24 protein-coding genes, 1 pseudogene and 1 other annotated feature are annotated in these 25,496 nt (G+C 43.6%); of the genes and pseudogenes, 10 read left to right on the top strand and 15 right to left on the bottom strand.

Going from position 1 to position 25,496, the window contains the following annotated elements:
• Positions 1–49 precede the first annotated feature (49 nt).
• The 4 genes from rplT to nox all read right to left on the bottom strand — a co-directional run bounded on the left by rplT (position 50) and on the right by nox (position 2,860).
• Positions 50–409, bottom strand: a complete 360-nt coding sequence (gene rplT / locus IGJ05_RS16010) for a 50S ribosomal protein L20 (protein WP_143112441.1) — start codon at positions 407–409, stop codon at positions 50–52.
• A 63-nt stretch (positions 410–472) separates the two neighbouring features.
• Positions 473–673 carry a 50S ribosomal protein L35 gene (gene rpmI / locus IGJ05_RS16005; protein ID WP_003128650.1) on the bottom strand — a complete coding sequence of 67 codons (201 nt, stop codon included), beginning with the start codon at positions 671–673 and terminating at the stop codon, positions 473–475.
• Positions 674–733: 60 nt separating this feature from the next.
• The gene (gene infC, locus IGJ05_RS16000; protein ID WP_005228103.1) at positions 734–1,255 is read right to left on the bottom strand and encodes a translation initiation factor IF-3; all 522 of its coding nucleotides are present in this window, start codon (positions 1,253–1,255) and stop codon (positions 734–736) included.
• Positions 1,256–1,302: 47 nt separating this feature from the next.
• Positions 1,303–1,426: a sequence feature (ribosomal protein L20 leader region), on the bottom strand.
• Between the two features lie 99 nt (positions 1,427–1,525).
• A complete protein-coding gene (nox, locus tag IGJ05_RS15995; RefSeq protein WP_005228102.1) occupies positions 1,526–2,860 on the bottom strand; it encodes a H2O-forming NADH oxidase in 1,335 nt (444 codons plus the stop codon).
• Positions 2,861–3,194: 334 nt separating this feature from the next.
• Here nox and IGJ05_RS15990 point away from each other — a divergent pair, with 334 nt between their 5' ends.
• Entirely contained in the window at positions 3,195–3,830 is a 636-nt protein-coding gene (locus tag IGJ05_RS15990; RefSeq protein ID WP_438725361.1) for a pentapeptide repeat-containing protein, read from the top strand.
• Here IGJ05_RS15990 and IGJ05_RS15985 read toward each other — a convergent pair.
• Together IGJ05_RS15985 and IGJ05_RS15980 are read right to left on the bottom strand one after the other, a co-directional pair.
• A complete protein-coding gene (locus tag IGJ05_RS15985) occupies positions 3,827–4,732 on the bottom strand; it encodes a magnesium transporter CorA family protein (RefSeq protein WP_010749131.1) in 906 nt (301 codons plus the stop codon). The genes IGJ05_RS15990 and IGJ05_RS15985 overlap by 4 nt on opposite strands.
• A gap of 89 nt (positions 4,733–4,821) precedes the next feature.
• The gene (locus IGJ05_RS15980; protein WP_010749130.1) at positions 4,822–5,466 is read right to left on the bottom strand and encodes a deoxynucleoside kinase; all 645 of its coding nucleotides are present in this window, start codon (positions 5,464–5,466) and stop codon (positions 4,822–4,824) included.
• 305 nt (positions 5,467–5,771) lie between these two features.
• Between IGJ05_RS15980 and mvk the strand changes: the two genes are divergently transcribed.
• The 5 genes from mvk to IGJ05_RS15955 all read left to right on the top strand — a co-directional run bounded on the left by mvk (position 5,772) and on the right by IGJ05_RS15955 (position 12,068).
• Positions 5,772–6,704 carry a mevalonate kinase gene (mvk, locus tag IGJ05_RS15975; RefSeq protein WP_010749129.1) on the top strand — a complete coding sequence of 311 codons (933 nt, stop codon included), beginning with the start codon at positions 5,772–5,774 and terminating at the stop codon, positions 6,702–6,704.
• Positions 6,697–7,695, top strand: a complete 999-nt coding sequence (mvaD, locus tag IGJ05_RS15970; protein ID WP_438725359.1) for a diphosphomevalonate decarboxylase — start codon at positions 6,697–6,699, stop codon at positions 7,693–7,695. Before mvk ends, mvaD begins: the two co-directional genes overlap by 8 nt.
• A gap of 36 nt (positions 7,696–7,731) precedes the next feature.
• Complete coding sequence (locus tag IGJ05_RS15965; RefSeq protein ID WP_010749128.1) at positions 7,732–8,814, top strand: phosphomevalonate kinase; 1,083 nt, start codon at positions 7,732–7,734, stop codon at positions 8,812–8,814.
• Entirely contained in the window at positions 8,811–9,851 is a 1,041-nt protein-coding gene (gene fni, locus IGJ05_RS15960; protein ID WP_010749127.1) for a type 2 isopentenyl-diphosphate Delta-isomerase, read from the top strand. The genes IGJ05_RS15965 and fni overlap by 4 nt, the downstream gene beginning before the upstream one ends.
• Before the next feature lie 294 nt (positions 9,852–10,145).
• Entirely contained in the window at positions 10,146–12,068 is a 1,923-nt protein-coding gene (locus IGJ05_RS15955; RefSeq protein ID WP_266166929.1) for a heavy metal translocating P-type ATPase, read from the top strand.
• A gap of 80 nt (positions 12,069–12,148) precedes the next feature.
• On the opposite strand, the gene celB is transcribed toward IGJ05_RS15955, so the two are convergent.
• The 4 genes from celB to rpsO all read right to left on the bottom strand — a co-directional run bounded on the left by celB (position 12,149) and on the right by rpsO (position 17,872).
• Positions 12,149–13,489 (bottom strand): PTS cellobiose transporter subunit IIC, encoded by a 1,341-nt coding sequence (celB, locus tag IGJ05_RS15950; protein WP_010749125.1) that lies wholly within the window; start codon positions 13,487–13,489, stop codon positions 12,149–12,151.
• A gap of 2 nt (positions 13,490–13,491) precedes the next feature.
• Positions 13,492–14,892 carry a glycoside hydrolase family 1 protein gene (locus tag IGJ05_RS15945; protein WP_010749124.1) on the bottom strand — a complete coding sequence of 467 codons (1,401 nt, stop codon included), beginning with the start codon at positions 14,890–14,892 and terminating at the stop codon, positions 13,492–13,494.
• Between the two features lie 210 nt (positions 14,893–15,102).
• Complete coding sequence (gene pnp, locus IGJ05_RS15940; protein ID WP_266166928.1) at positions 15,103–17,220, bottom strand: polyribonucleotide nucleotidyltransferase; 2,118 nt, start codon at positions 17,218–17,220, stop codon at positions 15,103–15,105.
• 382 nt (positions 17,221–17,602) lie between these two features.
• Positions 17,603–17,872, bottom strand: a complete 270-nt coding sequence (rpsO, locus tag IGJ05_RS15935; RefSeq protein WP_005228072.1) for a 30S ribosomal protein S15 — start codon at positions 17,870–17,872, stop codon at positions 17,603–17,605.
• Between the two features lie 216 nt (positions 17,873–18,088).
• Here rpsO and IGJ05_RS15930 point away from each other — a divergent pair, with 216 nt between their 5' ends.
• Positions 18,089–18,949, top strand: coding sequence for a MurR/RpiR family transcriptional regulator (locus IGJ05_RS15930; protein WP_005228070.1), 861 nt, complete (start codon positions 18,089–18,091; stop codon positions 18,947–18,949).
• Between the two features lie 227 nt (positions 18,950–19,176).
• Here IGJ05_RS15930 and IGJ05_RS15925 read toward each other — a convergent pair whose 3' ends face one another.
• The 5 genes and pseudogenes from IGJ05_RS15925 to IGJ05_RS15905 all read right to left on the bottom strand — a co-directional run bounded on the left by IGJ05_RS15925 (position 19,177) and on the right by IGJ05_RS15905 (position 23,785).
• Positions 19,177–20,487 (bottom strand): family 20 glycosylhydrolase, encoded by a 1,311-nt coding sequence (locus IGJ05_RS15925; RefSeq protein ID WP_010749122.1) that lies wholly within the window; start codon positions 20,485–20,487, stop codon positions 19,177–19,179.
• Between the two features lie 322 nt (positions 20,488–20,809).
• A pseudogene (locus IGJ05_RS15920) lies at positions 20,810–21,350 on the bottom strand (flavodoxin domain-containing protein).
• 33 nt (positions 21,351–21,383) lie between these two features.
• Entirely contained in the window at positions 21,384–21,953 is a 570-nt protein-coding gene (locus IGJ05_RS15915; RefSeq protein ID WP_010749120.1) for a TetR/AcrR family transcriptional regulator, read from the bottom strand.
• Positions 21,954–22,234: 281 nt separating this feature from the next.
• Entirely contained in the window at positions 22,235–23,416 is a 1,182-nt protein-coding gene (locus IGJ05_RS15910; RefSeq protein WP_115232822.1) for an AI-2E family transporter, read from the bottom strand.
• A gap of 15 nt (positions 23,417–23,431) precedes the next feature.
• The gene (locus IGJ05_RS15905; RefSeq protein ID WP_005228025.1) at positions 23,432–23,785 is read right to left on the bottom strand and encodes a PTS glucitol/sorbitol transporter subunit IIA; all 354 of its coding nucleotides are present in this window, start codon (positions 23,783–23,785) and stop codon (positions 23,432–23,434) included.
• Between the two features lie 118 nt (positions 23,786–23,903).
• Here IGJ05_RS15905 and IGJ05_RS15900 point away from each other — a divergent pair, with 118 nt between their 5' ends.
• Genes IGJ05_RS15900 through IGJ05_RS15890 form a run of 3 tightly spaced genes read left to right on the top strand, consistent with a single transcriptional unit; the run spans position 23,904 to position 25,491 of the window.
• Complete coding sequence (locus tag IGJ05_RS15900; protein ID WP_010749118.1) at positions 23,904–24,926, top strand: lactonase family protein; 1,023 nt, start codon at positions 23,904–23,906, stop codon at positions 24,924–24,926.
• Between the two features lie 19 nt (positions 24,927–24,945).
• Complete coding sequence (locus IGJ05_RS15895; RefSeq protein WP_266166924.1) at positions 24,946–25,296, top strand: hypothetical protein; 351 nt, start codon at positions 24,946–24,948, stop codon at positions 25,294–25,296.
• 33 nt (positions 25,297–25,329) lie between these two features.
• Positions 25,330–25,491, top strand: coding sequence for a hypothetical protein (locus IGJ05_RS15890; RefSeq protein ID WP_010749117.1), 162 nt, complete (start codon positions 25,330–25,332; stop codon positions 25,489–25,491).
• Positions 25,492–25,496 lie beyond the last annotated feature (5 nt).

Here is a 25,496-nt window from a genome sequence, read left to right as displayed (position 1 = left end):
CAAAAAACCCCGCTCAAAGAGCGGGGCTAACGTTGTTGCCAACGATTGATTATTGGTTTAAAGCGTCTTTTGCTTGGTCAGCTAATGCAGTAAATGCTGCTGCATCGTTTACAGCCAAGTCAGCTAACATTTTGCGGTTGATGTCGATTTCAGCTAATTTCAAGCCGTGCATCAATTTTGAGTAGCTTAAGCCATTCATACGAGCCGCTGCGTTGATACGAGCGATCCACAATTTGCGGAAGTCGCGTTTCTTTTGACGACGATCGCGGTATGCGTAGTTGTATGAATTCATTACTTGTTCTTTTGCTGTTTTAAATAGAGTGTGTTTAGAACCGTAGTAACCTTTTGCTAATTTAAGCACTTTTTTACGACGTTTACGAGTTACTGTTCCACCTTTAACACGTGCCATGTATAATTCCTCCTAATATGAAAATCGATAATTGTTTGTATACGTGAAGCTTGGGTTACGCAATTATTTCATGCGTGCTAGTTGTTGACGGATACGTTTGTAATCGCCAGCTGAAACCATTGAAGCTTTACGCAATTGACGACGTTGTTTTTTTGTTTTGCCGTGGAAACGGTGACTGGTAAAGGCACGGAAGCGTTTCAATCCGCCGCCGCCAGTGCGTTTTACGCGTTTTGCTAATCCGCGGTGTGTTTTTTGTTTTGGCATAACTAATTTCCTCCTCAAAATCTTTCGTTATCTGACTTTAAACTGAAACTCAGTGAGTCATTATTTATCGTTTTTTGGTGCTAATACTAAGAACATACTGCGGCCATCCATTTTTGGCTTTTGCTCAACAGTTGCCAAATCAGCAGTTTCTTCCGCCAAACGATCTAACACTTTCTGACCAATTTCTTTATGGGTAATGGCACGGCCTTTGAAACGGATCGAAGCTTTCACTTTGTCCCCTTTTTCAAGGAATTTACGTGCATTACGCAATTTTGTGTTGAAATCATTGACGTCGATCGTTGGACTTAAACGAACCTCTTTAATGTTGATTACTTTTTGTTTCTTACGAGCTTCACGGTCTTTTTTCTGTTGCTCAAAGCGGAATTTCCCGTAATCCATAATTCTTGCTACTGGCGGCTTAGCATTTGGTGCCACCAATACCACATCAAGGTTTGCTCGTTCTGCAATTTGCAATGCTTCAGCTTTACTCTTTACACCAAGTTGTTCGCCGTTTTGATCAATCAAACGCAATTCACGTGCACGAATGCCGTCGTTTACCATCATATCCTTTGCTATGGTCATTCACCTCCGAGTTTTTTGAGAGAAAGAAAAGCTTGTCGATTCGAAATCAGACAATAAAAAAACGAGTTCTTCACGAACCCGCACGTACTCCACACAAATAAATGGTAGGAATCCTATTCTGCCCAGCGATATCTTCACTCAGGCGAGAAGCGGGTGCTTCTGCTTTTATTTCTCAACTTTTATAGTATACTGCTTTTTTCTCTTATTGTCAACAGTTTTCATGATTGTTTCAAAAAAAAGCCGGAGCATACGCTCCGACTTTCGTGTTTCTTATTCTGCTTTCAATGCAGCCATCGTGATGTAGTTGTATGGTTGGTTGAAGTGAGGCAAGAAGAAGATATCTAATAGCTTCATCTTGTCGATCGTTACGCCTTCTTCGATCGCTAGTGAGAACATGTGGATGCCCATTGCGATTTCAGATGTACGTGACGCCATTTGTGCACCAACGATGCGGCGTGTTTCTTCTTCATAGACGATGCGGATCTTAACTGTCGCATTTTCTTTCATGAAGCCTGGTTTTTGGGTATCTTCGTAATCAGAGTATTTCACTTTCATGCCATTACGTTCGGCAGCTTCGACTGACAAGCCAGTTGAAACCATGTTGTAGCCGAAGATCGAAATCCCGTTTGATCCTTGAACACCTGTTGATTCTAGAGACGTTCCGCCGATATTATGGGCAGCGACGATCCCTGAACGTACGGCATTCGTTGCTAATGCGATATACGTTGTTTGTTGCAAAGCATTTGAGTACACCGTTGCACAGTCACCGACTGCGTAAACATCTGCATCGCTTGTCCGTTGATGGCGGTCCACTAAGTACGCGCCGTTAGCAAACAATTCCAAATGATCTTTGCCTAGCTCGTTGTTTGGTAAAAAACCGATCGCGTTGATCACTAGATCAACTGGGTATTCGCCGTTGTCTGTTACAACTGCTTCTACTTTCTCTGTTCCTTTGTATTCACGTGCTAATTCACCGAAATGCAATTCAATGCCATTGTCAGCTAAGTTTTTGTCCATATCTTCTGTAAACCATTTGTCGTAGTAGTTTGGCAATGCCCGTGTTGCTGCATCAAAAAGCAACACATTTTTGCCACGACGTTTTGCTGCTTCAGCAATTTCAACACCGATGTAACCAGCACCGATAACGGCAACGTTTTTCACGTCTTCTGATGCTAACTCTTTATCAACCGTTTGTCCGTCTTGGAATTTTTTCAAGAAATGGATGTTTTTCAAGTCACGTCCAGGTACTTTTGGTGAAATCGGTACAGAACCAGTTGCGATGACAACTTTATCATAAGATTCAACGATCGTTTCACCGTCATTGGTTACAGCGTGCACTTCTTTTTTCTCAAAATCGATATGGTCAACCACTGTTTCCATATGGATTTTTGCACCTTTTGCTTCAAAATCTTCACGTTTTGTATAGAACAAGCCTTCGTATGAATCGATTTGACGTCCAACCCATAAAGCAGTCCCACAACCTAGGTAGCTTAAGTTTGTATTACGGTCGATCATTACGACCTCTTGGTCTTTGTAGTTATCTAATAGTGTATTGGCAGCAGCAATCCCCGCGTGGTTTGCACCGATAATAACTGTTTTTGTCATGGAAAATTTCCTCCTTTTGTTTACATTGTCATTATAGCTTGCTTGTGAATTTGAAAACTATCAACTTTTTCGCGATTTTAAAAATTTATGACAGTTTTTCGTTGATATACGTCACTTTCAGCGGGTTGAGTTTCTATATCAAAATTATTTTCGTCTTGCAAGTAAAAAGATTGTGAAAAATCATGTATTTAAACCTAAGGATTTTCCTTGTTATAAAAGCATTCTGCAAACCGATTGAATAAAATTCACAATGTTCTACCGCTTTTTCGCACCTGTTGCGGCAGCGATTCGCCGTGTTATACTGAAGAGAAAAAACAGATAGGATGGGATCTTGATGAAGAAAAAAATCGTATTGCCACTACCGCCCTTATTGTCGGCATTAGAGCCACAGGATTTTTATTTAGAAGAAGAACTGCTTTTCGAAGGTGCTTTCTTCGAAGGCGGTGACTATAGCTATGATGCTTGCAAAAATCTCATCTTGAAGCAATGTCATTTCAAGAAAGTGACGATGCAAAAAACACGCTTGAGTCAGTGGGAATGCCAAAACGTTCTCTTTGAAAATTGCGATTTTTCTAATCTGGAATGTTTTGGCGCCAGCTTTCATCGGGTTCACTTTAAACAATGTAAATTGACTGGCACCAATTTTGCGGAAAGCTATTTCCGTGACTGCACCTTTGAAGATTGCGTGGCGAACTTTGCTTCTTTTAGCAAAACCAATTTACGGACAATGCTGTTTCGTCAGTGCCAACTAAACGACAGTGAGTTTTATGAAATGGATTGGAAACACTTGACGTTACAAGAAAACCAGTTGAACAATAGCAACTGGTTTCACACAAAATTAGCAACTTTAGATTTTCGGACCAATCAATTTCAAAAGATCGCGTTGTCCTTTGAACAATTGCGGGGGCTAACGGTCGATCAAGAACAAGCCTTGGTTATCGCCGCCGGTCTAGGTTTGGTGATCGATTAACGAATTCTGCGCCATAAAGCAATCAACATCCAAACGGATAACACTAAACTGATCAATAAGGCAATCCCCCAACCGAAAATACTATTGGTAAAAGGCAGCGGAACGTTCATGCCAAAGAAACTGGTGACGATGGAAGGCACAGTCAATAAGAGGGACCAAACGGTCAAAAACTTCATGGTATCATTCAAGTTATTGTTTAACAGATTATTATAGGTTCCAGATAGTTGCTCTAAAATTTGAAAAGCCAGCAACGTCATTTCCACTGCCTGTTTGGCTTCGATCAAGGCATCATCCAGCTGTTCCCGCTCGTCATCATCCATCAAGCGATAAATGGATAACGCTTTGATCTGCTCCAAGAGGACCGCATTTTGTTTCGTGGCAGACACTAAAAAGACTAAACCAACTTCCAAATCGGACATTTGCAGCAGGTTTTTATTGGTGGTTTTTTCCCGTAGTCGCTGATTCAAGCGAATCCGGTCACTATTGACTTCTTCGACTAGCGGAAAAAACGTGCCTGAAATCAAGAATAAGCTTTGAAACAAAAAGTGAAGCGGTGTTTGCTGCGGCTTTTGCAGGATCAAGCGCTCCATCATCGGAATCACATAACGGGTATCATGGGAGGCAAAAGTAAAGATCTGCTTCTTTTTTAAAATAAACGTCATTGGGCTGGTCTCAAAATGATTGTCTCGCTTTTCTTGCTGAGGTACGTTGAAAACCAGCAGCAATGCCTCTTCTTCGGCATCGTATTCGACTCGTGCGCGTTCGTTTTTATCTAGAGAATACGTAAGCATCTCATCCGACAGATGATATTGTTTTTGTAGTGCCATCACGCTTTTTGCGTCTTGCTGGTCGACTTGAATCCATTCATAGTTTCCATCATAAAAGACATGTTTGTTTTCCACAGTCCATCCTCCACTCTTGCTTTCTTCTATTATAAAAGAAAACAGCCAGAAGCCCAATCAAAGGACTTTTCTGGCTGTATCGGCCATTGCTATTTGCGGGCGTCTTTCAAAGCATCTTCCACCATTGTTAAAACGGCCTGTGCCGCTTGCGGGTCTTCGACAAAATTGAATTGATCGCCATCGATCTGGATCTTTGGACTCTCATTGTACTCTTCGTACCATTGATCGTAGCGTTTGTTCAACTCTTTGTAGTAGTCGTATAACGAAGGATCAAAGGTCAATTGTTCGTATTCCCGTCCGCGTTTTTCAATACGCTCCAACATCGTTTCAAAAGAAACGCGAATATGCACCAAAAGATCTGGATGCTTTTTGTGGGCTGCATACGGCAGCTCTTCCAACATATTGGCTAACAATTCATCATAGACTTTGACTTCGGTATCGGTTGCTCGCCCAAGGTCCGCATTTAAATGGAACAACAGTGAATCCTCATAAATGGAACGGTCCAAGACGTTATTGTCGTCTTTCATAGCTTGCTTGATACTTTCAAATCGTTTATTTAAGAAATAGATTTGCAGTAAAAACGCATATTTATTTGGATCTGCATAAAATAATGGTAACACTTCATTGTCATCGATCGATTCATAAAAGGCTTGACTGCCAAAATGATTGGCGATCAATGCGGTCAAACTTGATTTACCGGCACCAATCGTTCCTGCTAATACGATCACGCTCATATCCCCCAACTCACTCATCACTAAATATTGTATGTTGCATTTGCGATATCAACTATACAATACTATATCTTGTGCCGTCAACTGAAACTTTTGAAGCACAAATCAAGAAGTTTTTCAATAAAAGTTTAAAGATTTTTGCTTTTTTTTGAAATCTCATACGGAATGCTTAACGAAAGAGCCTTCTTCTAGTAAAATAGGAAAGGATCTTTAATTAAATTGTGTTTTTGTCAGGAGATAGTTACAATTGACTGACAAACGATAAATGAATCATGTGGGGTAAGCTCCCTAGAGAAATGAGGAAAATAATGTCAATTGGTACTGGCATAGCTACAGGAAAAATCATCTTAATGGGTGAACATTCAGTTGTTTACGGTGAACCAGCAATTGCTTTCCCTTTTGCGGGAGCAAAAGTACAAGTCGAGATCACAGCAAATGAAAAAAACACCTTGATTTCAAGTTACTATCACGGTCTGCTTGAAGAAGTCCCCAGCCACTTAAAAAATGTCAAAGACTTGCTGCATCGTCTGCAACAAGATTTCCACACGGGTCCTTTTGCAACCTCCATCGTCAGCACCATCCCTTCTGAACGGGGAATGGGTTCTAGCGCGGCGGTCGCTGTTGCACTGACTCGCGCTTTTTTTGATTGGATCAAAAAAGATTTTACAAAAGAAGAATTGATGACCTATGTCAACTTTTCTGAAAAAATCGCTCACGGCAATCCTAGCGGGATCGATGCTGCAGCAGCTAGTGGGACGGATGCCATTTACTTTATCAAAGGGCATCCCATCACTTCGTTTCCCCTCACGATCGACGGTTATTTGCTCGTCGCTGATACTGGCATCAAAGGGCAAACGAGAGAAGCTGTCAAAAGTGTCGCCCATCTTTTTGAAACCAGCAAGCAGCTGGCCAGTCAAGCGATCCAGCGTTTAGGGATCGAAACCAAAAGAGCCAAAGAGGCAATTATAGCCAATCAATTAGAAATATTAGGCGAAAGCATGAACAATGCCCATCAGGCACTGCAGCAGTTAGGGGTCAGCAATCAGCAACTGGATCAGTTGGTTTCCTCAGCATTGGCACACGGGGCTTATGGGGCGAAGCTGACCGGCGGGGGCCGAGGCGGCTGTATGATCGCACTAACCAAAACGAAGGAACAGGCTGAGAACATCAGCCGTATTTTATTGTCCGATGGCGCTCGTGCGGCATGGATACAAGGATTAGGAGTTTATGAACATGTATAAGGGAAAGGCTCGTGCCTACACGAATATCGCATTGATCAAGTATTGGGGAAAACAAGACGAAACCTTCATTTTACCGATGAACAATAGTTTGTCCCTGACCCTCGATGCTTTTTACACAGAAACAACGGTGGCTTTTTCACCCGATTTTACACAGGATCGCTTTACATTGGATGGTGTGGTGCAAACAGACGCTGCCACCAAAAAAGTTGCGGACTTTTTGGATCTGGTACGAAAAAAAGCGGACTGCCCGTGGTATGCCACGGTGGAAAGTCAAAACTTCGTCCCAACCGCTGCTGGACTTGCCTCTTCTGCCAGCGGATTAGCGGCATTGGCGGGTGCCTGTAGTGAAGCACTGGACTTAAACTTGTCGGAGCAAGCGTTATCCCGTTTGGCCCGTCGCGGTTCTGGTTCGGCTTGTCGGAGTATCTACGGCGGCTTTGCTGAATGGCATCAAGGCACCGATGAGACTTCTTTTGCCACCCAAGTGCCGTCGAATGGCTGGGAAGAAGAATTGAGTATGATCTTTATTTTGATCAACGCACAAGCCAAAGAAGTCTCCAGTCGTGAGGGCATGCGCCGAACCGTTGAAACATCGAGCTTTTATCCAGGCTGGCTTTCTGCCACTGCGAGCGATCTCGTGAAAATGAAACAAGCGATTGCCAAAAAAGACTTTACTGCTTTAGGTGAAACGACCGAGGCCAACGCCTTGAAAATGCATGGAACGACCTTAGCCGCCGAACCACCTTTTACTTATTGGTCTTCTGAATCTTTACGAGCTATGGAATGTGTCCGAATGCTGCGAAAAAAAGGATTGGCTTGCTATTTCACGATGGATGCTGGTCCCAATGTCAAAGTTTTATGCCAAAAACAAGAAGAACAAACGATTTTACGTGAATTAAGTGCTCACTTTGCCTCAGAACAATTAGTAACTGCTCATGCGGGCAAAGGATTAGCCTTTTTACCGGTGGAAGAATCTTCCCCCATCAACTAAGAAGCCATTAAGAAGCCATCGATTAGGAGTGTCGAAATGATTGAACTATCCGTTCCTGGAAAACTATTTATTGCTGGTGAATACGCCGTTGTCGAACCAGGTCATCCTGCAATCATCGTTGCCGTTGACCAATTTATCACGGTCACTGTTGAAGAGGCCCGTAAAAATGGCAGCATCCAGTCTGCCCAATACAGCGACCTGCCGATTCGCTGGACCCGTCGCAAAGGCGAATTAGTCTTAGACCACCGGGATAACCCGTTCCACTATATTTTGGCAGCCATTCGTCTGACGGAAAAATATGCCCAAGAAAAAGGCATTCCCCTTTCCTTTTACGATTTAAAAGTGACCAGTGAACTGGATAACTCGAATGGTCGCAAATATGGCCTCGGTTCCAGCGGTGCCGTGACTGTTGCCACGGTCAAAGCATTGAATCTGTACTATCAAATGGAAATGGATCGGTTGACCCAATTCAAAATTGCGGCTCTTGCCCATCTCGCTGTTCAAGGCAATGGGTCGTGCGGTGATATTGCGGCCTCTTGCTATGGCGGCTGGATCGCTTTTTCAACCTTCGATCACGACTGGGTCTTAACCAAACAAAAAGACCATACCTTAACAGAATTGATCGCTTTCGATTGGCCAGGATTATCGATCCGTCCCTTGACGGTTCCGAAATCTCTTCGACTGCTGATTGGCTGGACAGGCTCTCCTGCCTCCACCTCTGATTTAGTGGATCAAGTCTATCAATCCAAAGAAGAAAAAGAAAACGCCTATGCGGCCTTTTTAGCAGCCAGCAAAGACTGCGTCAATCGATTGATCGACGGCTTCTTAAATGAAGACAGTCGCACGATCAAAAAAATGATCACGGAAAATCGAAAGCTCCTGCGGGAGTTGTCCGCACTGACTGGTGTGCCGATTGAAACTCCAGCACTTAAAAAGCTCTGTGATCTAGCAGAAAATTATTGTGGTGCAGCCAAATCTTCCGGTGCCGGCGGCGGCGATTGCGGCATCGTGATCGTTGACCAAAAAACCGGTATTTTACCATTGATGAGTGCGTGGGAAAAAGCCGAGATCACCCCCTTGCCGCTGCATGTTTACCATTACCGGGAGGACCTATCATGAATCGAAAAGATGAACATGTTTCCTTAGCAAAAGCGTTCCATAAAGAACACAGCAACGATTTTGATGCAGTTCGCTTGGTTCACCAGTCGTTTCCACAAATTGACGTGGCTGATGTGTCAATTGCGACGACTGTCTTTGACCGCTCATTTTCCAGCCCTTTTTTCATTAATGCCATGACCGGCGGCAGTGAAAAAACCTTAAAAATCAATCAAGAGTTAGCAGAGATCGCACAAGCCTGTGAGTTGATGATGGCAACCGGCTCCGTTTCGGCTGCCTTAAAAGACCCAAGTGTCGCCGATTCTTTCCGTATCGTCCGTAAAGCCAATCCTGACGGCTTCTTATTAGCCAATATTGGCGCGGGCAGTCCCGTTGAAAATGCACAGCGGGCAGTGGAGCTCTTTGATGCCGATGCCTTGCAGATCCATCTGAATGCACCGCAAGAATTAGTGATGCCAGAAGGCGATCGTCAATTCAGCCAATGGCTGTCCTTATTGGAAAAAACGATGGCTTCTGTTGCCGTTCCGGTTGTCGTAAAAGAGGTCGGCTTTGGGATGTCCCGTGAAACGATCCAGCAGTTACTGGCGATCGGCGTACAAACGATTGATGTTGCTGGCAGCGGCGGCACAAGTTTTACTCAAATCGAAAATGCTCGTCGAAAAAAACGTGAATTGGCGTATTTAGACACCTTTGGTCAATCCACCGTGATTTCCTTGCTGGAAGCAAATGAGATCCAACAGCCCTTTACCCGCATCGCTTCAGGCGGGGTTCGGGATGCTTACGATATCTTCAAAGCACTTTGCCTTGGTGCCGATAGCGTAGGACTATCCGCCACGATCCTCGTGCTGCTTTTGTCAAAAGGCAAAGAAGAAACCATCGCCACCTTACAATCATGGAAGGAACAGCTGCAGCTGCTCTACACAATGGCAGGACAGACAAGCACCAAAGACCTTACCAAGGTTCAGCTGATTTTTTCTGGTGCTGTCAAAGAGTGGTGTGAAGCACGTCAGATTCCCTTAGCAAAGTATAGTTTGCGTTAAGCGATCCAATCGCTGACTACCACATCAAATAAGTAAAAGCAGTACAATTCGTTTTTTATTGTACTGCTTTTTTTTGTGTTCTTTTTTCTATAATAGTAAGTTTCCATTTATCATTTGGATAGTAACGTTATTTAATCGCTACTTGATAATCACTTTCATTATCAGGTACGTTGTTTTTTTACCATCTTGTTTTCGAATGTGCTATGCTCAAGTTGAGGGAGGAACAATCGATTATTTCTTGAGAAAAGGATCGGTTTTTCATTCCTAGACTACATTCAAAAGGAGGCGTTTCTTATGAGTAAATCAGAATCGTCGGCTGTTTTTTCAACGATCGCTTGTTTGCTTTTGATGGCAACTGGCTTTCTTATGGCATCTTTTTCCATTCCTTATAGCTTTGTCCCTTATCTGTTAGCGATTCTTGCTGGTGGTTGGAAACAAACCTGGGAAGGCACGCAAGAATTGGTGCACGACAAACGGTTGAACGTCGATCTATTGATGGCATTAGCCGCCATCGGTGCCTGTATCATTGGTCATTGGTTTGAAGGGGCGATGCTGACCTTTATCTTTTGTTTGAGCGGTGCCCTTGAGGAATATACGACCAACAAAAGTACGCGAGAAATCAGTTCATTAATGGCACTGCAACCAACGACTGCCTTAAAAATGATTGAAAGTGGCGAGCTCGTCGAAGTACCAGTAGAAGCCCTTCAGTTAAAAGATACGATTATGGTGGCAAAAGGCAGTGCGATCCCGATCGACGGTATCGTGATCCAAGGAAACAGCAGCGTTGATGAGGCGGCCATCAGTGGCGAATCCATTCCTGTCGAGAAACGTTTAGGCAGTGAAGTCTTTGGCGGAACCATCAACCTCGGGCAGCCATTGTACATTGAAGTTACTCAAACGAGTGAAAACACCCGCTTTGCAAAAATCATTCAATTGGTGGAAGAAGCACAGCAAATGCCAAGTCAAACGGCGACCTTGATAGAGAAAATCGAACGGATCTATGTGCCGATCGTCCTGATCGCCGTCCCGCTAATGATCGTTTTGTGTACGTTTTTCACGAATTGGGGATTCCAAGAAAGCTTTTATCGCGGTATGGTTTTACTGGTGGTGGCATCTCCTTGTGCCTTAGTCGCCTCTGCTACTCCTGCGACCTTAGCAGCTATTTCTCACGCTGCTCGTTTGGGCGTTTTATGCAAAGGCGGACAAGCCTTAGATGCCTTTGCCAATGTAAAAGCGATCGCTTTTGACAAAACCGGAACGCTGACTCGCGGCAAACCTGCTGTCACTGATGTCCATCTGTTGCTGGATGAACCCTTTATTCCCCAACTGATCGTCGGGATGGAAAAACAATCAAATCACCCATTGGCTGAAGCGATCTTGGCGTATTTTCATGATGAAAAGCCGTTGGAATTAGCCGTGGAAGAACAAGCGGGGGTCGGTCTAGCCGCCACTTACCAAGCTGCCCATTGGACGATTGGAAAAGAAGTCGATCTAACCTCTGTTACTGCCAGTGAGCAAACCCGCATCCACGAATTGAAAGCAGCTGGAAAAACCTTGATTTATATCAATCGTGACCGTGTGTTAGCAGGGTATTTAGCGCTATTGGATCAGCCCCGTCCTGAAGCTCGTGAGAGTCTTGCCTACTTCAATGAGCAGGGGATTCACACGACGATGCTGACGGGTGATCATTTAGGTACTGCTAAAGTGATCGCAGCAGAAATCGGCTTGTCTGACTACGAAAGTGATTGCCTGCCTGATGAGAAAACCACTCGGATCAAAGAAATGAAAGAAACCTACAAAATCAATGCGATGGTCGGTGATGGGATCAATGATGCCCCCGCCTTAGCGACCGCAAGTGTGGGGATCGCGATGGGCGAAGGAACCGACGTCGCAATGGATGTGGCGGACATCGTCTTGATGAAAAATGATTTGCTGCGCTTGGTCGACAGTCACCGTTTGGCTAAAAAATTACAGCGGATCATCAAACAAAACATCGTCTTTTCTATCAGCGTCATCTTGTTGCTGATCGCTTCAAACTTCCTTGAATTTCTCACGCTGCCTCTAGGGGTCGTGGGTCATGAAGGAAGCACGATCTTAGTTATCTTAAACGGGTTGCGTATGCTTTTGCCATTACACAAAGAAACACCCCAGCAAGCCAAACCAACTCGCAAAGATTGTGATGATTGCGTCTTGTATCAACAGTCTTTGCATACGTGATCACTACTTGCATTAGAAAAACGCCCGTTGTTGGCACTTCACTAGAAGTCCATCAACGGGCGTTTTGCTGTTTTTCCTATTTATGCGTGATTGGCAAGTTGTTCCGTGTAGAGTTTGCCATCGTACATCTTAAAGAATGGATAATAGCAGAGAATGGAAACCCCTAAGTTGATCAAAGCGATCAGGATGGCTCGGAAATCACCACCGGTTCCTAAAAACGCCCCAATTCCGACTGGCGAGATCCAAGGAATCCCAGTAATGACTTTATCGACAAAGCCAAATGAGCTAGCAAAGTAAGCAATCGTGACGTTGATCAAAGGGGTTATGATAAAGGGGATGATCAAATACGGATTGTAGACGATCGGTGCCCCGAAGATCACTGGTTCATTGATATTAAAAAGCCCTGGTAAGATCGCTGCTTTTCCTAAGACTTTGAGCTGTTGTGATTTTGCCACAAACAGCATCAATAAAACCAATCCAAGCGTACTTCCTGCGCCGCCCATAAAAATATACATGTTCACGAAATCCCCAGCAAAAATATTATTGGCACCATCGATATTTTCTGTTAGAGCCACCAACAGGATGGGATTGATGAAACTATTTTTAATAACAGCCGTCCCATGAACCCCCACTGCCCATAAGAGATGGATAAGGAGCATAATCACGATGATTCCTAACCAAGAACCCGTCAACTCTTTCACGAATTCAAATGGTTTGGACAGCAATCCGTGAAGATCCGTGTGGAAAACCGCCAGTACCCCGTTGATCGCCACCATCAAAAAGGCGATCAAAATCGCTGGGATCAATGACGCAAATGCCTTGCTGACTCCATCGGGAACTCCTTCAGGCATCTGGATGGTGATCTTTCTTCTTACACAAAAACGATAGACCGCCGTAGCAAGCACTGCGGTGATGATCCCAATAAAGATGCCTACCCCGCTAAAGCGTGTGATCCAACCGCCTATGGCGATTCCATTGTAAACAATGGCAGTTTCGCTTTCTGACTGCAGCAATTGAGCTGCACCATCTGTGATATCGACTTGGACGATCGTCATTAAAAAGGCAAACAAGCTTAATAACGCCCCTACAAAACTGCTCATAGTCAAATGATCTTCTTTATGATAAATCTCAGTTAAATAATACCCTGTTGCTAAACAATAAAAAACAGCAATCGAGCCGACAGACATCGTGGTCACGACACTATAAAGCGGTGAAAATCGTAAAATCGTTTGTTCGAAAAAGCCAGCCAGTGGTGGAATGATCTGCGGTAAATTATTGATGATCAAAAAGATCGATCCGACGATCGTAAAAGGGACCGTAATGATCCCTGCTTGCATGATTGCGCGAATAAAGCGTAAATTCGCCAACTTATTCAAAGGCGGCATCAAACGCGTTTCTAAAAAGGTAAAAACACTTGTCATCGTTACTCCTCCAACGAAGGGATCGCCCCTTCTTCAATCAGCTTTTGATACCAATAAAAGCTGTCTTTTCTCACTCGTTTTTGTTCTTTTTCCTGTGCATCATTGCGATCCACGTAAATGAAGCCATACCGTTTTCGAATCCCCTCATGTACACTGATCAAATCAATGGCAGACCACGGACTGTATCCGATCAGATCCACCCCAGCATTGATCGCGGCTAAGCATTGGCTGATATGCTGCGACAAATAATCGATACGGTACGGATCATGAACCGTGCCATCTGCTTCTAGATGATCTTCTGCCCCTAAGCCGTTTTCGGTAATGATGATCGGCAAGTAGTAACGATCATAAAGAGTCTGCAACGTCGTTTTCAGCCCCAAGGGATCGATGGTCCAATTGAAGGCATTTTTCTTCAAGAACGTATTGGTGAACCCTTTGTAAAAACCACGCTCCATAATGTCTTCACTTTGCTGATCGCTGATACCGTTTTTCATATCCCCGGCTTCCGTCGGCTGCTCCACTGTCACTGTGGTGTAGAAGTTCATCGCGACAAAGTCAGGCAGCGCCCGTTTCATCAACGCCTCATCCTCCGGACCAAAGTCAATCGTGAGCCCGTTTTGGTTCAAATAATCTTGAAAGACCGTGTTGTAACGACCGAAGCAGGCAAAATCAAGGTAAGCCCAGTTCCGGACACTGTTGAAGTACAACGCTGCTTGGTTGTCTTCTGGTCGACTAGTCGCCGCATAGACCAACGAAATATTCGGCACCGGTCCGATTTTGCCATTTGGAACGATTTCATGACACGCTTCGAAGGCATATTTTTCAGCGATCATCAGGTGATGAAATTGCTGGTATTTTTCTGATAATGGAATCTTTTTCCCTAATATTTTTTGATCCACCAGCAGCATGATATTTGGTTCATTGATCGTCAGCCAATGCGTCACTCGATCCCCATAGGCTGTAAACAGCGTTTTGGCATATGCGGCAAATGCCTCAACGGTGCTGCGTTTTGTCCAGCCGCCTTCTTCTTCCAATGCTTGCGGCAAGTCAAAATGGTTCAGCGTCACAAAGGGCTGAATCCCGTGTTTCAGCAATTCATCAATGACATCGCTGTAATGATCCAAGCCTTTTTGATTAATAGTACCGCGCCCTTCTGGAAAAATTCGCGACCAAGCGATCGAAAAGCGGAAAATTTTGATCCCCATTTCTGCTAACAAGGCGATATCCTCTTTGTACTTGTGGTAATGGTCGACAGCCACTGTAAAATCTGCGATCTCATGGTTGTCTCTTGGACGAGTATCTTGGACACTCAGTCCCTTACCGTCGGTTTGATACGCCCCTTCGGTTTGGTGCGCGGAAATCGATGCTCCCCACAAAAAATCGGTTGGAAATGTTTGTTTCATATCGTACTCCTTATCCTAAATAAGATGCGTTTGACATCTTAGAATTATTGCTTGCATAGCAAAGACAATATTCTGAATTATCTCTTATTTTTCGCGGTAACGCAAAAAATAACTCCTGTCAAGTAAGACCCTCTTGAAGAGCTGCTACTTAGACACAAAAAAAGCAAAGTCCAGTTTCCTAGACTTTGCTTATGATTTAGAAGTAGCAGCTTATTTTTTCTCTGCTTTGTCTTCGTTCAATAGTGCTTTTCTTGAAAGGTTCACACGACCTTGTTTGTCGATTTCTGTAACCTTCACTAAGATTTCGTCGCCTTCTTTGACAACGTCTTCCACTTTGTTGACCCGTTCGTTCGCAAGTTGTGAAATATGAACTAAGCCGTCTTTGCCTTTGATCAACTTGACAAACGCACCAAATTTTTCAATACGGACAACTTTCCCAAGGTACACTTCGCCAACTTTTACTTCTTTCGTCAATTCTTCAATGATCTTGATGGCTTTTTGGATCATTTCTGCATCAGCAGAAGCAATCGAAACTTTTCCGTCTTGATCGATATCGATTTTCACGCCAGTTTCATCAATGATGCCATTGATGGTGTCGCCGCCTTTACCGATTACATCTTTGATCTTCGCAGGATCGATTTGGATCATTTCGATCTTCGGTGCGTATTGGCTTAACTCTTCACGAGGAGCAGCCAATGTTGATGTCAATTCATTTAAGATTTCCATCCGTGCTTTTTTCGCTTGATCTAATGCTTCTGTCAAGATTTGTTCAGTGATTCCTTGGATCTTGATATCCATTTGTAACGCAGTGATCCCATCTTTGGTTCCAGCAACTTTAAAGTCCATATCGCCAAGGTGATCTTCTAAGCCTTGGATATCCGTTAAGATCGTGTAGTTTTTACCATCAGATACAAGTCCCATTGCGATACCTGCAACTGGTGCTTTGATTGGTACCCCTGCATCCATCAATGCTAAGGTTCCTGCACAAATACTTGCTTGAGAAGAAGAACCATTTGATTCTAATACTTCTGCAACAAGACGGATTGTGTAAGGGAAGTCTGTTTCATCAGGAATCACTTGTGCTAAGGCACGTTCGCCTAATGCACCATGACCGATTTCACGACGTCCTGGTGAGCCAGCACGACCAGTCGAACCAACAGAAAATTGAGGGAAGTTGTAATGGTGGATGAATCGTTTTGATTCTTCAACCCCTAATCCATCAATGATTTGGTGTTCACCTAAAGGTGCTAACGTACACGCAGACAACGCTTGGGTTTGTCCCCGAGTAAATAGACCAGAACCATGAACACGTGGCAATAAGCCAACTTCTGATGCCAATGGACGGATTTCGTCTAATTGACGGCCATCCGGACGAATCTTGTCGATGGTGATCAATTCGCGAACCACATCTTTTTCAAGATCTTCTGCGATTTGTTTCACTTCTTTCAAGAATTGTGCTTCCTCTTCATGTCCAGCAAATTTTTCTGCATACACTTCTTTCACTGTGTCTTTGACTTTATCGATCTCGTCTTCACGAGCCAATTTTTCTTCCGTCATAACAGCAGTTTTCATTGTTTGGTAGTAGCCGTCGAAAATTTCTTTTTTCAAGTCAGCATCTACTTGTAACAATTTGACTTCCATTTTTGGTTTGCCCACAGCTGCGACAACTTCTTCTTGGAAGGCAACCAATTCTTTGATAGCATCAAAGCCGAATAATAACGCACCTAACATGTCTTCTTCAGAAACTTCTTTCGCTCCTGATTCAACCATGTTGATGGCTTTTTTCGTTCCAGCTACTGTCAATTCGATATCGGTTTGTTCTGCTTGTTCTACTGTTGGATTCAAGACATATTCGCCATTGACCCGACCGACATCGACACCAGCGATCGGTCCGTCAAACGGGATATCTGAAATAGATAACGCTAAAGAAGAACCTAACATTGCTGCCATTGCAGGCGTACAATCTTGTTCAACGCTCATTACGATGTTTGTAACTTGTACTTCATTACGGAAGCCTTCCGCAAACATTGGACGGATCGGACGGTCGATCAAGCGGGCAGTCAAGGTTGCTTCCGTACTTGGACGTCCTTCACGTTTGATAAAGCCACCAGGTACTTTCCCTACGGCATACATTTTTTCTTCGTAATTGATCGTTAATGGGAAAAAGTCGGTATCTTTTGCTTCCTTAGATGCAACCGCTGCACTTAGGACAACCGTGTCGCCATAACGAACCAATACAGCTCCGTTTGCTTGCTTGGCTAATTGGCCAACTTCTACTTCTAATGGGCGGCCGCCCCAAGTTGTTTTGAATACTTGTTTTTCTGTCATGTTCTGCTCCTTTTCATCGGATCCCAGCAAGTCACTACTAAACAAATGAAAAAATCGGAATGGCGTTCCGCTGCTTTCATTTGGTTAGTAGGATGCTGCTTACAAGGACCCAAAATTCTTTTTGGCTGCGCTTTTTGATTCACCAGTCAAAAGGCCGCTATTTTGGTGTTTCACTTTTTAGATGGCTCGAGCTTACCTGTCAGACTGCATCAGCTGTTTTAGCCGACAATGCAGTCGCAGTGATTCCGCTGCTTGGTCACTACGCTCGCTGCTCTCGCCTAGTACTATTCATCATCTGCTCTGTGCGGCTTGCGCCGCTCAGTCGCAGTAATTCATAGCAAAAAAGTGAGATTCGGGTTGAACCTCACTTTTCTTTGTTTGATTAACGACGTAATCCTAAAGCTTGGATTAATTCGCGGTAACGTTGTACGTCTTTTTGACGTAGGTAAGCTAATAAGTTACGACGATGTCCAACTTTTTTCATCAACCCACGGTATGAATGGTGGTCTTTTTTGTGCATACGTGCATGTTCGTTCAAATGGTTGATTTCTTCTGTTAAAACAGCGATTTGAACTTCTGGAGAACCAGTATCTCCTTCATGACGTGCAAATTTGTTGATGATTTCGTTTTTGCGTTCTTTTGAAATTGCCATGTTTTTCACCTCTTTTTCTTTTTCCCCTGCGACTGAGTAAAACGTTGGTGATTCGTTAAACCAAGTAACAGGTACTGTGCTTTTCACACGTAATTACTTTACTTGATTCTAAGTAAAAAAGCAAGTTTATCTACCTATTCTTTTCGTTTCTTTTGAGAGCTCCTCCAAAACTTATGTTATACTTAGGATACTACTCTATCTAAAGGAAGTGTAAGGATGAGCGTTCTTTCCCGAATCGAGAGCATGAAAAATGAATTATCGCTTTCTGAGAAGAAACTCTTCGCATTCATGGAGGCCAATCCTGAAAAAGTGCCGTCGATGACTGCGAGTCAATTAGCAGAAGCCACTGGGATCAGTGCACCAACCGTTGTACGTTTTGCGAAAAAAACCGGCTTTGCTAGTTTGACAGATTTAAAAATACAATTATCTGCCGAATCCGGCTTGCGCCACAATGCCAATGAGCATTTAGGCTATGCCGATGTTGAATTAAACGAGCCCTTTCATGCCATCACCTCAAAATTGAGCCACAATGCCCAGGTGACCATGAATGAGACGGCCCAATTATTAGAAGAACAGCTGATGTTGGCTGCCGCTGAACTGATCGCGACTCGTGAACGCATTTTTGTCTGCGGAATCGGTGCTTCCTCATTGATCGCACAAGATATCCAACAAAAATGGACTCGTTTAGGCAAGATCGTCGTGTTTGAAAATGACTACAATCTCTTGTTGCCGCAACTTGTCAAAAACGAGAAAAAAAGTCTGGTCTGGGTCATTTCCAACAGTGGACACACGCCTGAGATGGTTCACTTAGCCGAAATCGCTAAAAATCTTGGCGTTCCGATCCTGTCACTCACCCGCTTTGGCAGCAATCCGTTGACGAAGTTGGCGGATGTTCCCCTGCAAGTGTCCCGTTCCAAAGAAGCCAACCAGCGGAGTGCCGCTACCAATTCAATCATCGCCCACCTATTAGCGGTCGATGTCCTTTTCTATGTCTTTTTAAGTAAAAATGAAAAGCTGGCACGAAATATCTATGCGTCACGCCAAGCCATCGCTGATTTTCGTGAGAAGTATTTGTAAAATGTTAGGGAGCTATAGCCTCCTACTCTTTATTAAAGCGATGACTCTACCCATTGATGAAACGTTTTTTACCAATCAAAGACAAGAGGCTGAATGTCATCAGCCTCTATTTTTTTATGCTAAGCAATGATCCCCATTGTAGAATGAACTGGACGTTGCATTCATTCTTACTCCGTCTCGCTAGATAGAATCCGCTCCTGTTTTCTCCTTGCTCGCGACTACTTTCCTCATTGCTCCTCCTCCAAATACGAGACTACCCACGAATCAAATAGTTTTTGATACGCAGCTTTTGGGCGGTCTTTTTCTTGATACACCTTTTGTGCGATGGCCGCTTGGAGCCAAAAAATCGCTTGGATCACTTCACGACTAGTCTGAGCCTCAGGTACATCCGCCCAGACGGATAAAGCGATCGCCTGTGTTTGGGCAAGCTGTTCCTGTGCAACTTGTTGTCCATTGGCAAACGTCGTCAACTGGAATTCATTGCTGATTTTTTCGTAGGTTGGATAAGTATAGCCTGCCGCTTCTCCTAAGACATAATAGAAAAAATTATCATTGTGATTGATCATGGTATAGCCTTTTTCAAAAAAGACATCTGCCGGCGCCATATTCTGGTTCCAACGGGTCCAATAGGAGATTTGGCAATTCTCCGTCAACGTTGTCTGCTCTTGGCGATTCAAGCGGTAAAACCCATCATTCCAGACCCGCACAACAAAGCCGAGACTTTCAACAAAGGCCGCCAGCTCATTGACGTAATCAATAAAGACTTCGATTCCACTGGCTTTTTCTCCATAGCGCTCACGGGCTGCTTCGATCATTTGCGGAAAGTTTTCTAAATGATCAAAATCAATAAACTCATCGGCACCAATATGAAAATAGGTGCTGTCTTCAAACAGTTGCGCATATTCCCGATAAACTTCCTGAATAAAAGCTACCGCTTCTGAATCCAAAATGTTCAGTGCTCGATCATCACGCGTGCCATCGGCTGTCGGTAATTGCCACTCGGGCTTTTGAGCCAACACTTGCCGCAGATGACCGGGAGAATCAAAGTCCGGAATGATGGCAATGCGATGTTCGTGGGCATATGCGATCAATTCGCGGATCTCTTGTTTGGTCAAATACTCCTCCGAAACGATTTCTGGAAATTGCTCTGATTCAATGCGAAATCCTTCATTCTCGGAAAAGTGTAGCTGTAGATGGGTAAACTGGAAACAAGCCATACTACGAACGACAGCTTTTAAATCCATCAAGGAGTAAAATTTGCGACCAATATCGATCATTAAGCAACGTTCGGGGATAGCCGCCGCATATGAGCCTTCTCGCAATTGATCAGTAAAGAAATCTCGCCAATATTTCGTTGTAGCAGGATAGACCTTCTCAGGAGTTGAGACAATGATCTGTTGCTTCTCAAAACGAAAATCCGCATCAAGTGATGGCCTGAGAACGATTTGGGGTTGGTGGTCTGGCATTTGCCAGCCCATTGTTGCAAAAAGAGCGGTTGCTTTTTTATAATCTACGAATTCATTGTGTGCTTCATTCATCTTCGTTTCTCTCAGTACAATTAATAATTTGTTCCCTTTTATGAAGGTTCCTTTCTATCATAACACCTGATTATAAGAACGTTTTCATTTTGAGAGATTTCTTAATAAGTACTAATCAGAAAAGCCGGTCCTGTGTATGGTGGTTAATTGCCTATTCAAACGATCATCCCAGTAAAGCCAACAATTCTCATGTAGTTGTCGATCGATTCGTTATAACTTTTCTGGAAGGATGTGAATGGGAAAAAGAGCCAGCTTCCCAATGATGATTCTCTCCCCTATACTACTACAAAAGAAAAATCAGCTGAGCTGCAATTGGCCTTTACTATTGAAACAGTCCCTGCTCCAAATAATCCACCAACGGACCCAAGTACTTTTTATCTGTCCAATCACAATCTTGTCCGTTGGCTTCCATGAGCGCCTTCATCTGCGGATCATAGGTGTGAGGCGCTTTCTTAGCCGCAGCTTTTCTTAACATTTTCACTAAGTTTCGATCAAAGAAATTCATTTTGCTTTCCTGCCATTGTCCTCTGCCGTAAAAAAGGGGGATGTCTTTTAGCGGACCCGTGAGATTCTGTTCTTTGAGTTTTTTCACAACATCTTCTTCAGGAGCAGAGGCTCCCGCACAAAAGATAAGTATCTCTTTGTCTTTTAGCTGGTTGGTATTCTTTTTTTAAAAAGGACAGTCCAGCAATACCCGATGCATAGATTCCCCCACAGAAGATAATTGTGTCATAATCCATTACTTCAGCTATTTTCGCTTTTGGGGTTTCTAGGCTGGAAAAACCTGTTGCATCTTGAAGCCAGTGGACATACTTTTTGACAGCGCCGTATTTCGATTGATAAACAATAATGCCGTTTTTCATGGGGGAACTCCTCTCTGCAGTTAGGACTGCACCTTATGGTTTTGTGCCAGCTATTGCTTGTTCTAAAAACGTTTCGTACGCTTTTTCCTGTTGTGCATAGATTTCATCTAGTGGAATACCAGGTGTCGTTACTGAGAAAATCGTACCGATTCCGATCGTGTAAATGAGCATATGCATGTGTAGCTGTTTGGCGGTTTCTATACTGATAGTCAAATCGGCGGCAATCCTTTGGGCTACTTGAGGATTCGTCTCCAACTGATACAGATCTTCTAATGACGAAACATTCGCTCTTTTTTGTAAGACAAAAATACTCAAAATATGGGGTTCTTCTTTCGCCAATTGCAAATACGCGTGTCCGGTACTGCGAAACAGATCCTGGGGGTCGCTATGGGCTTCTAGATACGCTTGTAAAAATTGCCGTGCTTTCTGCTCTACCTCTGTTCGCAGGCCCTCCATATTGGTGCAGTAACTATAAATGGGCTGGACTGAACAGCCTAACTTCTCGGCAATGTTCTTGACGATCACGTGCTCCATACCGCCTTTTCGAGCAATCTCAAAGGCGGCATCAACCACCATTTCCTTTGTTATTCGTTGTTTCGGCATTCATTGCCCTCCTTAAGCACAAGTTTCGTTATATAAACTCTTTATATAAATCGATTATATTCTTTTGTTCCTTCGAAGTCAATTGGATCCAAGCCACTATCCCTCGCTCTTTCTATTGAATAAAGAGCTGTCGCTTTCTCACAAATCATCGTTCATAGGGTGTAAATCTTCCGTTACTTTCCAATGATTGCTGGCTCTTTTATCCGCATAAAAAAGGTACAGCCCACAGAAAAAGGCTGTACCGTAGATAATACGTATGGGCTCTTTTACACTCGAAGCTGCTACACTTCTGGGGTGTTCTCTGGTGGCGCTTCGGGGATCGGTTCTTCCTCTTCATACAAGGAGGAAACCCGCGTATACCATTCAAACACATGGGTAATGACCACTTTAGCTGCCGCATACACAGGAATCCCTAAAATGACCCCAACAAGGCCAAACAGTTTTCCTGAAGTCAAGAGGACTAACAGGATCGTGACAGGATGAATCGACAACTCGTTTCCTAGAACTAATGGCGAAATCAAGCGGCCTTCAATGGTCTGCTCAATGACAAAGACGATCAGCACTTGGATCAGTAACACGGGTCCACCGACGATTCCTAAAAAGACCGCAGGGATCATGGCCAAAAAAGATCCTAAATAAGGGATTAAATTTAGAAATCCCGCTGCAATCCCCAGTGTGATGGCATAATCTAAGCCAATGATACTAAACCCGATCATAAACATCACTGCGACCGCAAACGCCACCGTCAGTTGTCCCCGAATATAGGAGGATACTTGATCGTTCATCTCTTTTAAGACGACCAGTGATGGCTGGCGCATTTTGGTTGGCAGAAATTTAACAAAATAAGGGGCTAGTTTACGGCCATCTTTCAGTAGGTAGAACAAAATAAATGGCATGGTAATGACCGCTAAAACGATCGTTGCAACGGCGCCGAAGAAACTGCCTAGATTTTGAATCGTGCTGCGGGAAAGGTTTTGGACGATATCCGTCAAAGAAGAAATCAGCTTCTCATTGGAGGCTTCGATCTGCTCTTGGACTTGCGAGAAGATTGGATCAGAGAGAATCTCATTCACCTTATTCTCGATGATCGTCAAGTAGCCTGGCAAATTATCCGCAAAGCTCATGGATTGCTCTTGGATCTTAGGGATGATCACCACCACACCCCAGACGATCAGACCAACCACTAAAATAAAGAGACCAAAAATACTGTAGATTCGTTTGATTCCCTTGCGTTCTAAGTAGTCGACGGTGGGGTTCATCAAGTAATACAAGATCCCCGCCAAAATGATTGGCAATCCGACGATGGCTAAAAATTGCCAGACGGGTTCAAACAAATACGACACTTTCGTAAAGAGCAGCAAAATCAAGAGAATCAATAAAATGACCAGCAAGCTGGTCACTGCTTGATTGTTTAAAAACCATTTCCAAAACCAGGAATGCGGCTTTTTCTGCGTTTCTTTCATGACATTCTTTGCCTCCTAGTCGTACGTCACCTGCATGCCGACTTCTAGTTTCGGCAGAACAGTTGGCGTTAAATAAATCGCACTTGAAAGCTGATCTTCAGCCGGCACTTCGTCAAAGACAAAGGTCACATGCTGGATCGTTTGCAGGATTTGGTTTACGACCGTCCCTACATATTGGACTTGATAGGTCTGATCACCAAAAGTGATCTGGTCCCCTTTTGTGACGACTAACGCTTGCGAATCAGGAATCGTTTGAATGACTGAATATTCTCGCAGTGTGTCGGTCGCTTCTTCCCCAAAAAAGATGATCATTCTTTCTTGCGAATCGATCGCTTGTGGACCGATTTCTTTGATCGTCCCTTTTTTCATATGACAAACTCCCCTTTCTATCTTCTTGTTTATTATAACATAAAGAGTTTTTCTACCCGCCCAAAACCGCATTCTATGGTAGAATTAAATAGGAATGAAACTATTAGGAGGTTTTTTTATGTTGCAAACGATTTATTTAGGTACGTACACTCGTCGCGAAAGTAAAGGGATCTATTCGATCGCTTTAGATACGGAAAAAGGAACACTGACCGATTTGACCTTATGCGCGGAAGAAAAAAGTCCGACTTATCTTGCCCGCAGTAAAAAAGAAGCAGTTTACAGCGTCACAGAAGTAGATGGCAACGGCGGCGCAGCTGCTTATACCCCAGACTTTACCTTGCTGAATACCGCAACGGAAGAAGGCGCACCACTTTGCTATGTAGCAGTTGATGAAACCCGTCAGCTTTTATATGGTGCCAACTACCATAAAGGTGAAGTGAATGTTTATAAAATTCTAGAGGATGGCAGCATCGAAGCAACGGACAGCATCTACCATGATGAACCCGTCGGCTCTCATGAAAACCAAGACAAACCTCATGTCCACTATACTGACTTAACACCAGACCAACGTTTAGCAGTTTGTGACCTTGGAACGGACCGTGTCTATACTTATGATATTTCAGAAGATGGCAAACTGACAGAAGTTGCCGTTTACGTGGCAGAAGACGGAACTGGCCCACGTCACTTGGTCTTCCATCCAACTAACCAATACGCTTACTTAGTGGGCGAATTAGACAGCTCATTGACTGTTTTACGCTACAATGAAGCAGATGGCAGTTTTGAGAATATCCAAAAGGTGCCAACGATCCCTGCAGACTTTACGGATTTCAACAGTGGCGCTGCGGTACGTATCTCGAACGATGGCCGTTTTGTTTACAGCTCAAATCGCGGCCATAATTCAATCGCTGTTTTTGAAGTAACCGATGAAGGCGCTGGCCTGACTTTTGTTCAATCAATCTCGACTGAAGGCGACTTCCCTCGCGACTTCGATTTGGACCCGACAAACGATTATCTCGTTTGTGCCAACCAAAATTCTGATAACCTAACGTTATACAAACGCGATGAAGCCACTGGCAAATTGACTGTCTTAGAAAAAGACATCTACGCACCGGAATGTGTCTGCGTCTTATTCAAAAAATAAAGTTTTGGAGGATTCCCCCATGTTTGATAAAATACCAAAGGAACTTGTGCTCAAAGATTTTTCTAATATCTACAATAAATGTCAATCAACCTTTGAACTAGTGACGAGCCGCAAATACAATGAATCATTGGTCCTATTAACGACTGCAGAAACGTATGCGATCGCTGAAAAAGCCTATATTCGCTGCGATACTGCCAAAGAGCTGCAAACAGCGGAAGTCATTGCTTTCTTTGATGCTTTTGAGATCTATTATTTTGAATTAAAACAAGTCCTTTTTCATGATGACGATGATTTTGTTTCTTTAAAAAATCGTTTAGAAAAAATGAAAGACACTTACGAAGCATTGACAGCCTCATTTCATTTGTTATGATGAAATCAAATCAAATGTGAAAAAGGTGACGTTATGAACCAAGAACAAGTGTTGGATCGTTTACGAGAAGAATTGGCCATGCCGTTTTTCGAAGCAAAACTAGAAGACAAAGCCTATTCCGAAGAAGACTATCAACAAGTCAAAGCGGATTTGGTAAAATACTTTGATGACTATGTACGCAATGTAGAAAATTAAGAAAC

Origin of the sequence: Enterococcus sp. AZ167 (assembly GCF_051714025.1) — a bacterium.
Lineage (GTDB): Bacteria > Bacillota > Bacilli > Lactobacillales > Enterococcaceae > Enterococcus_D > Enterococcus_D casseliflavus.
The sequence above is the reverse complement of the archived record's forward strand: the minus strand, read 5'-3'. Positions and strand labels throughout refer to the sequence as shown.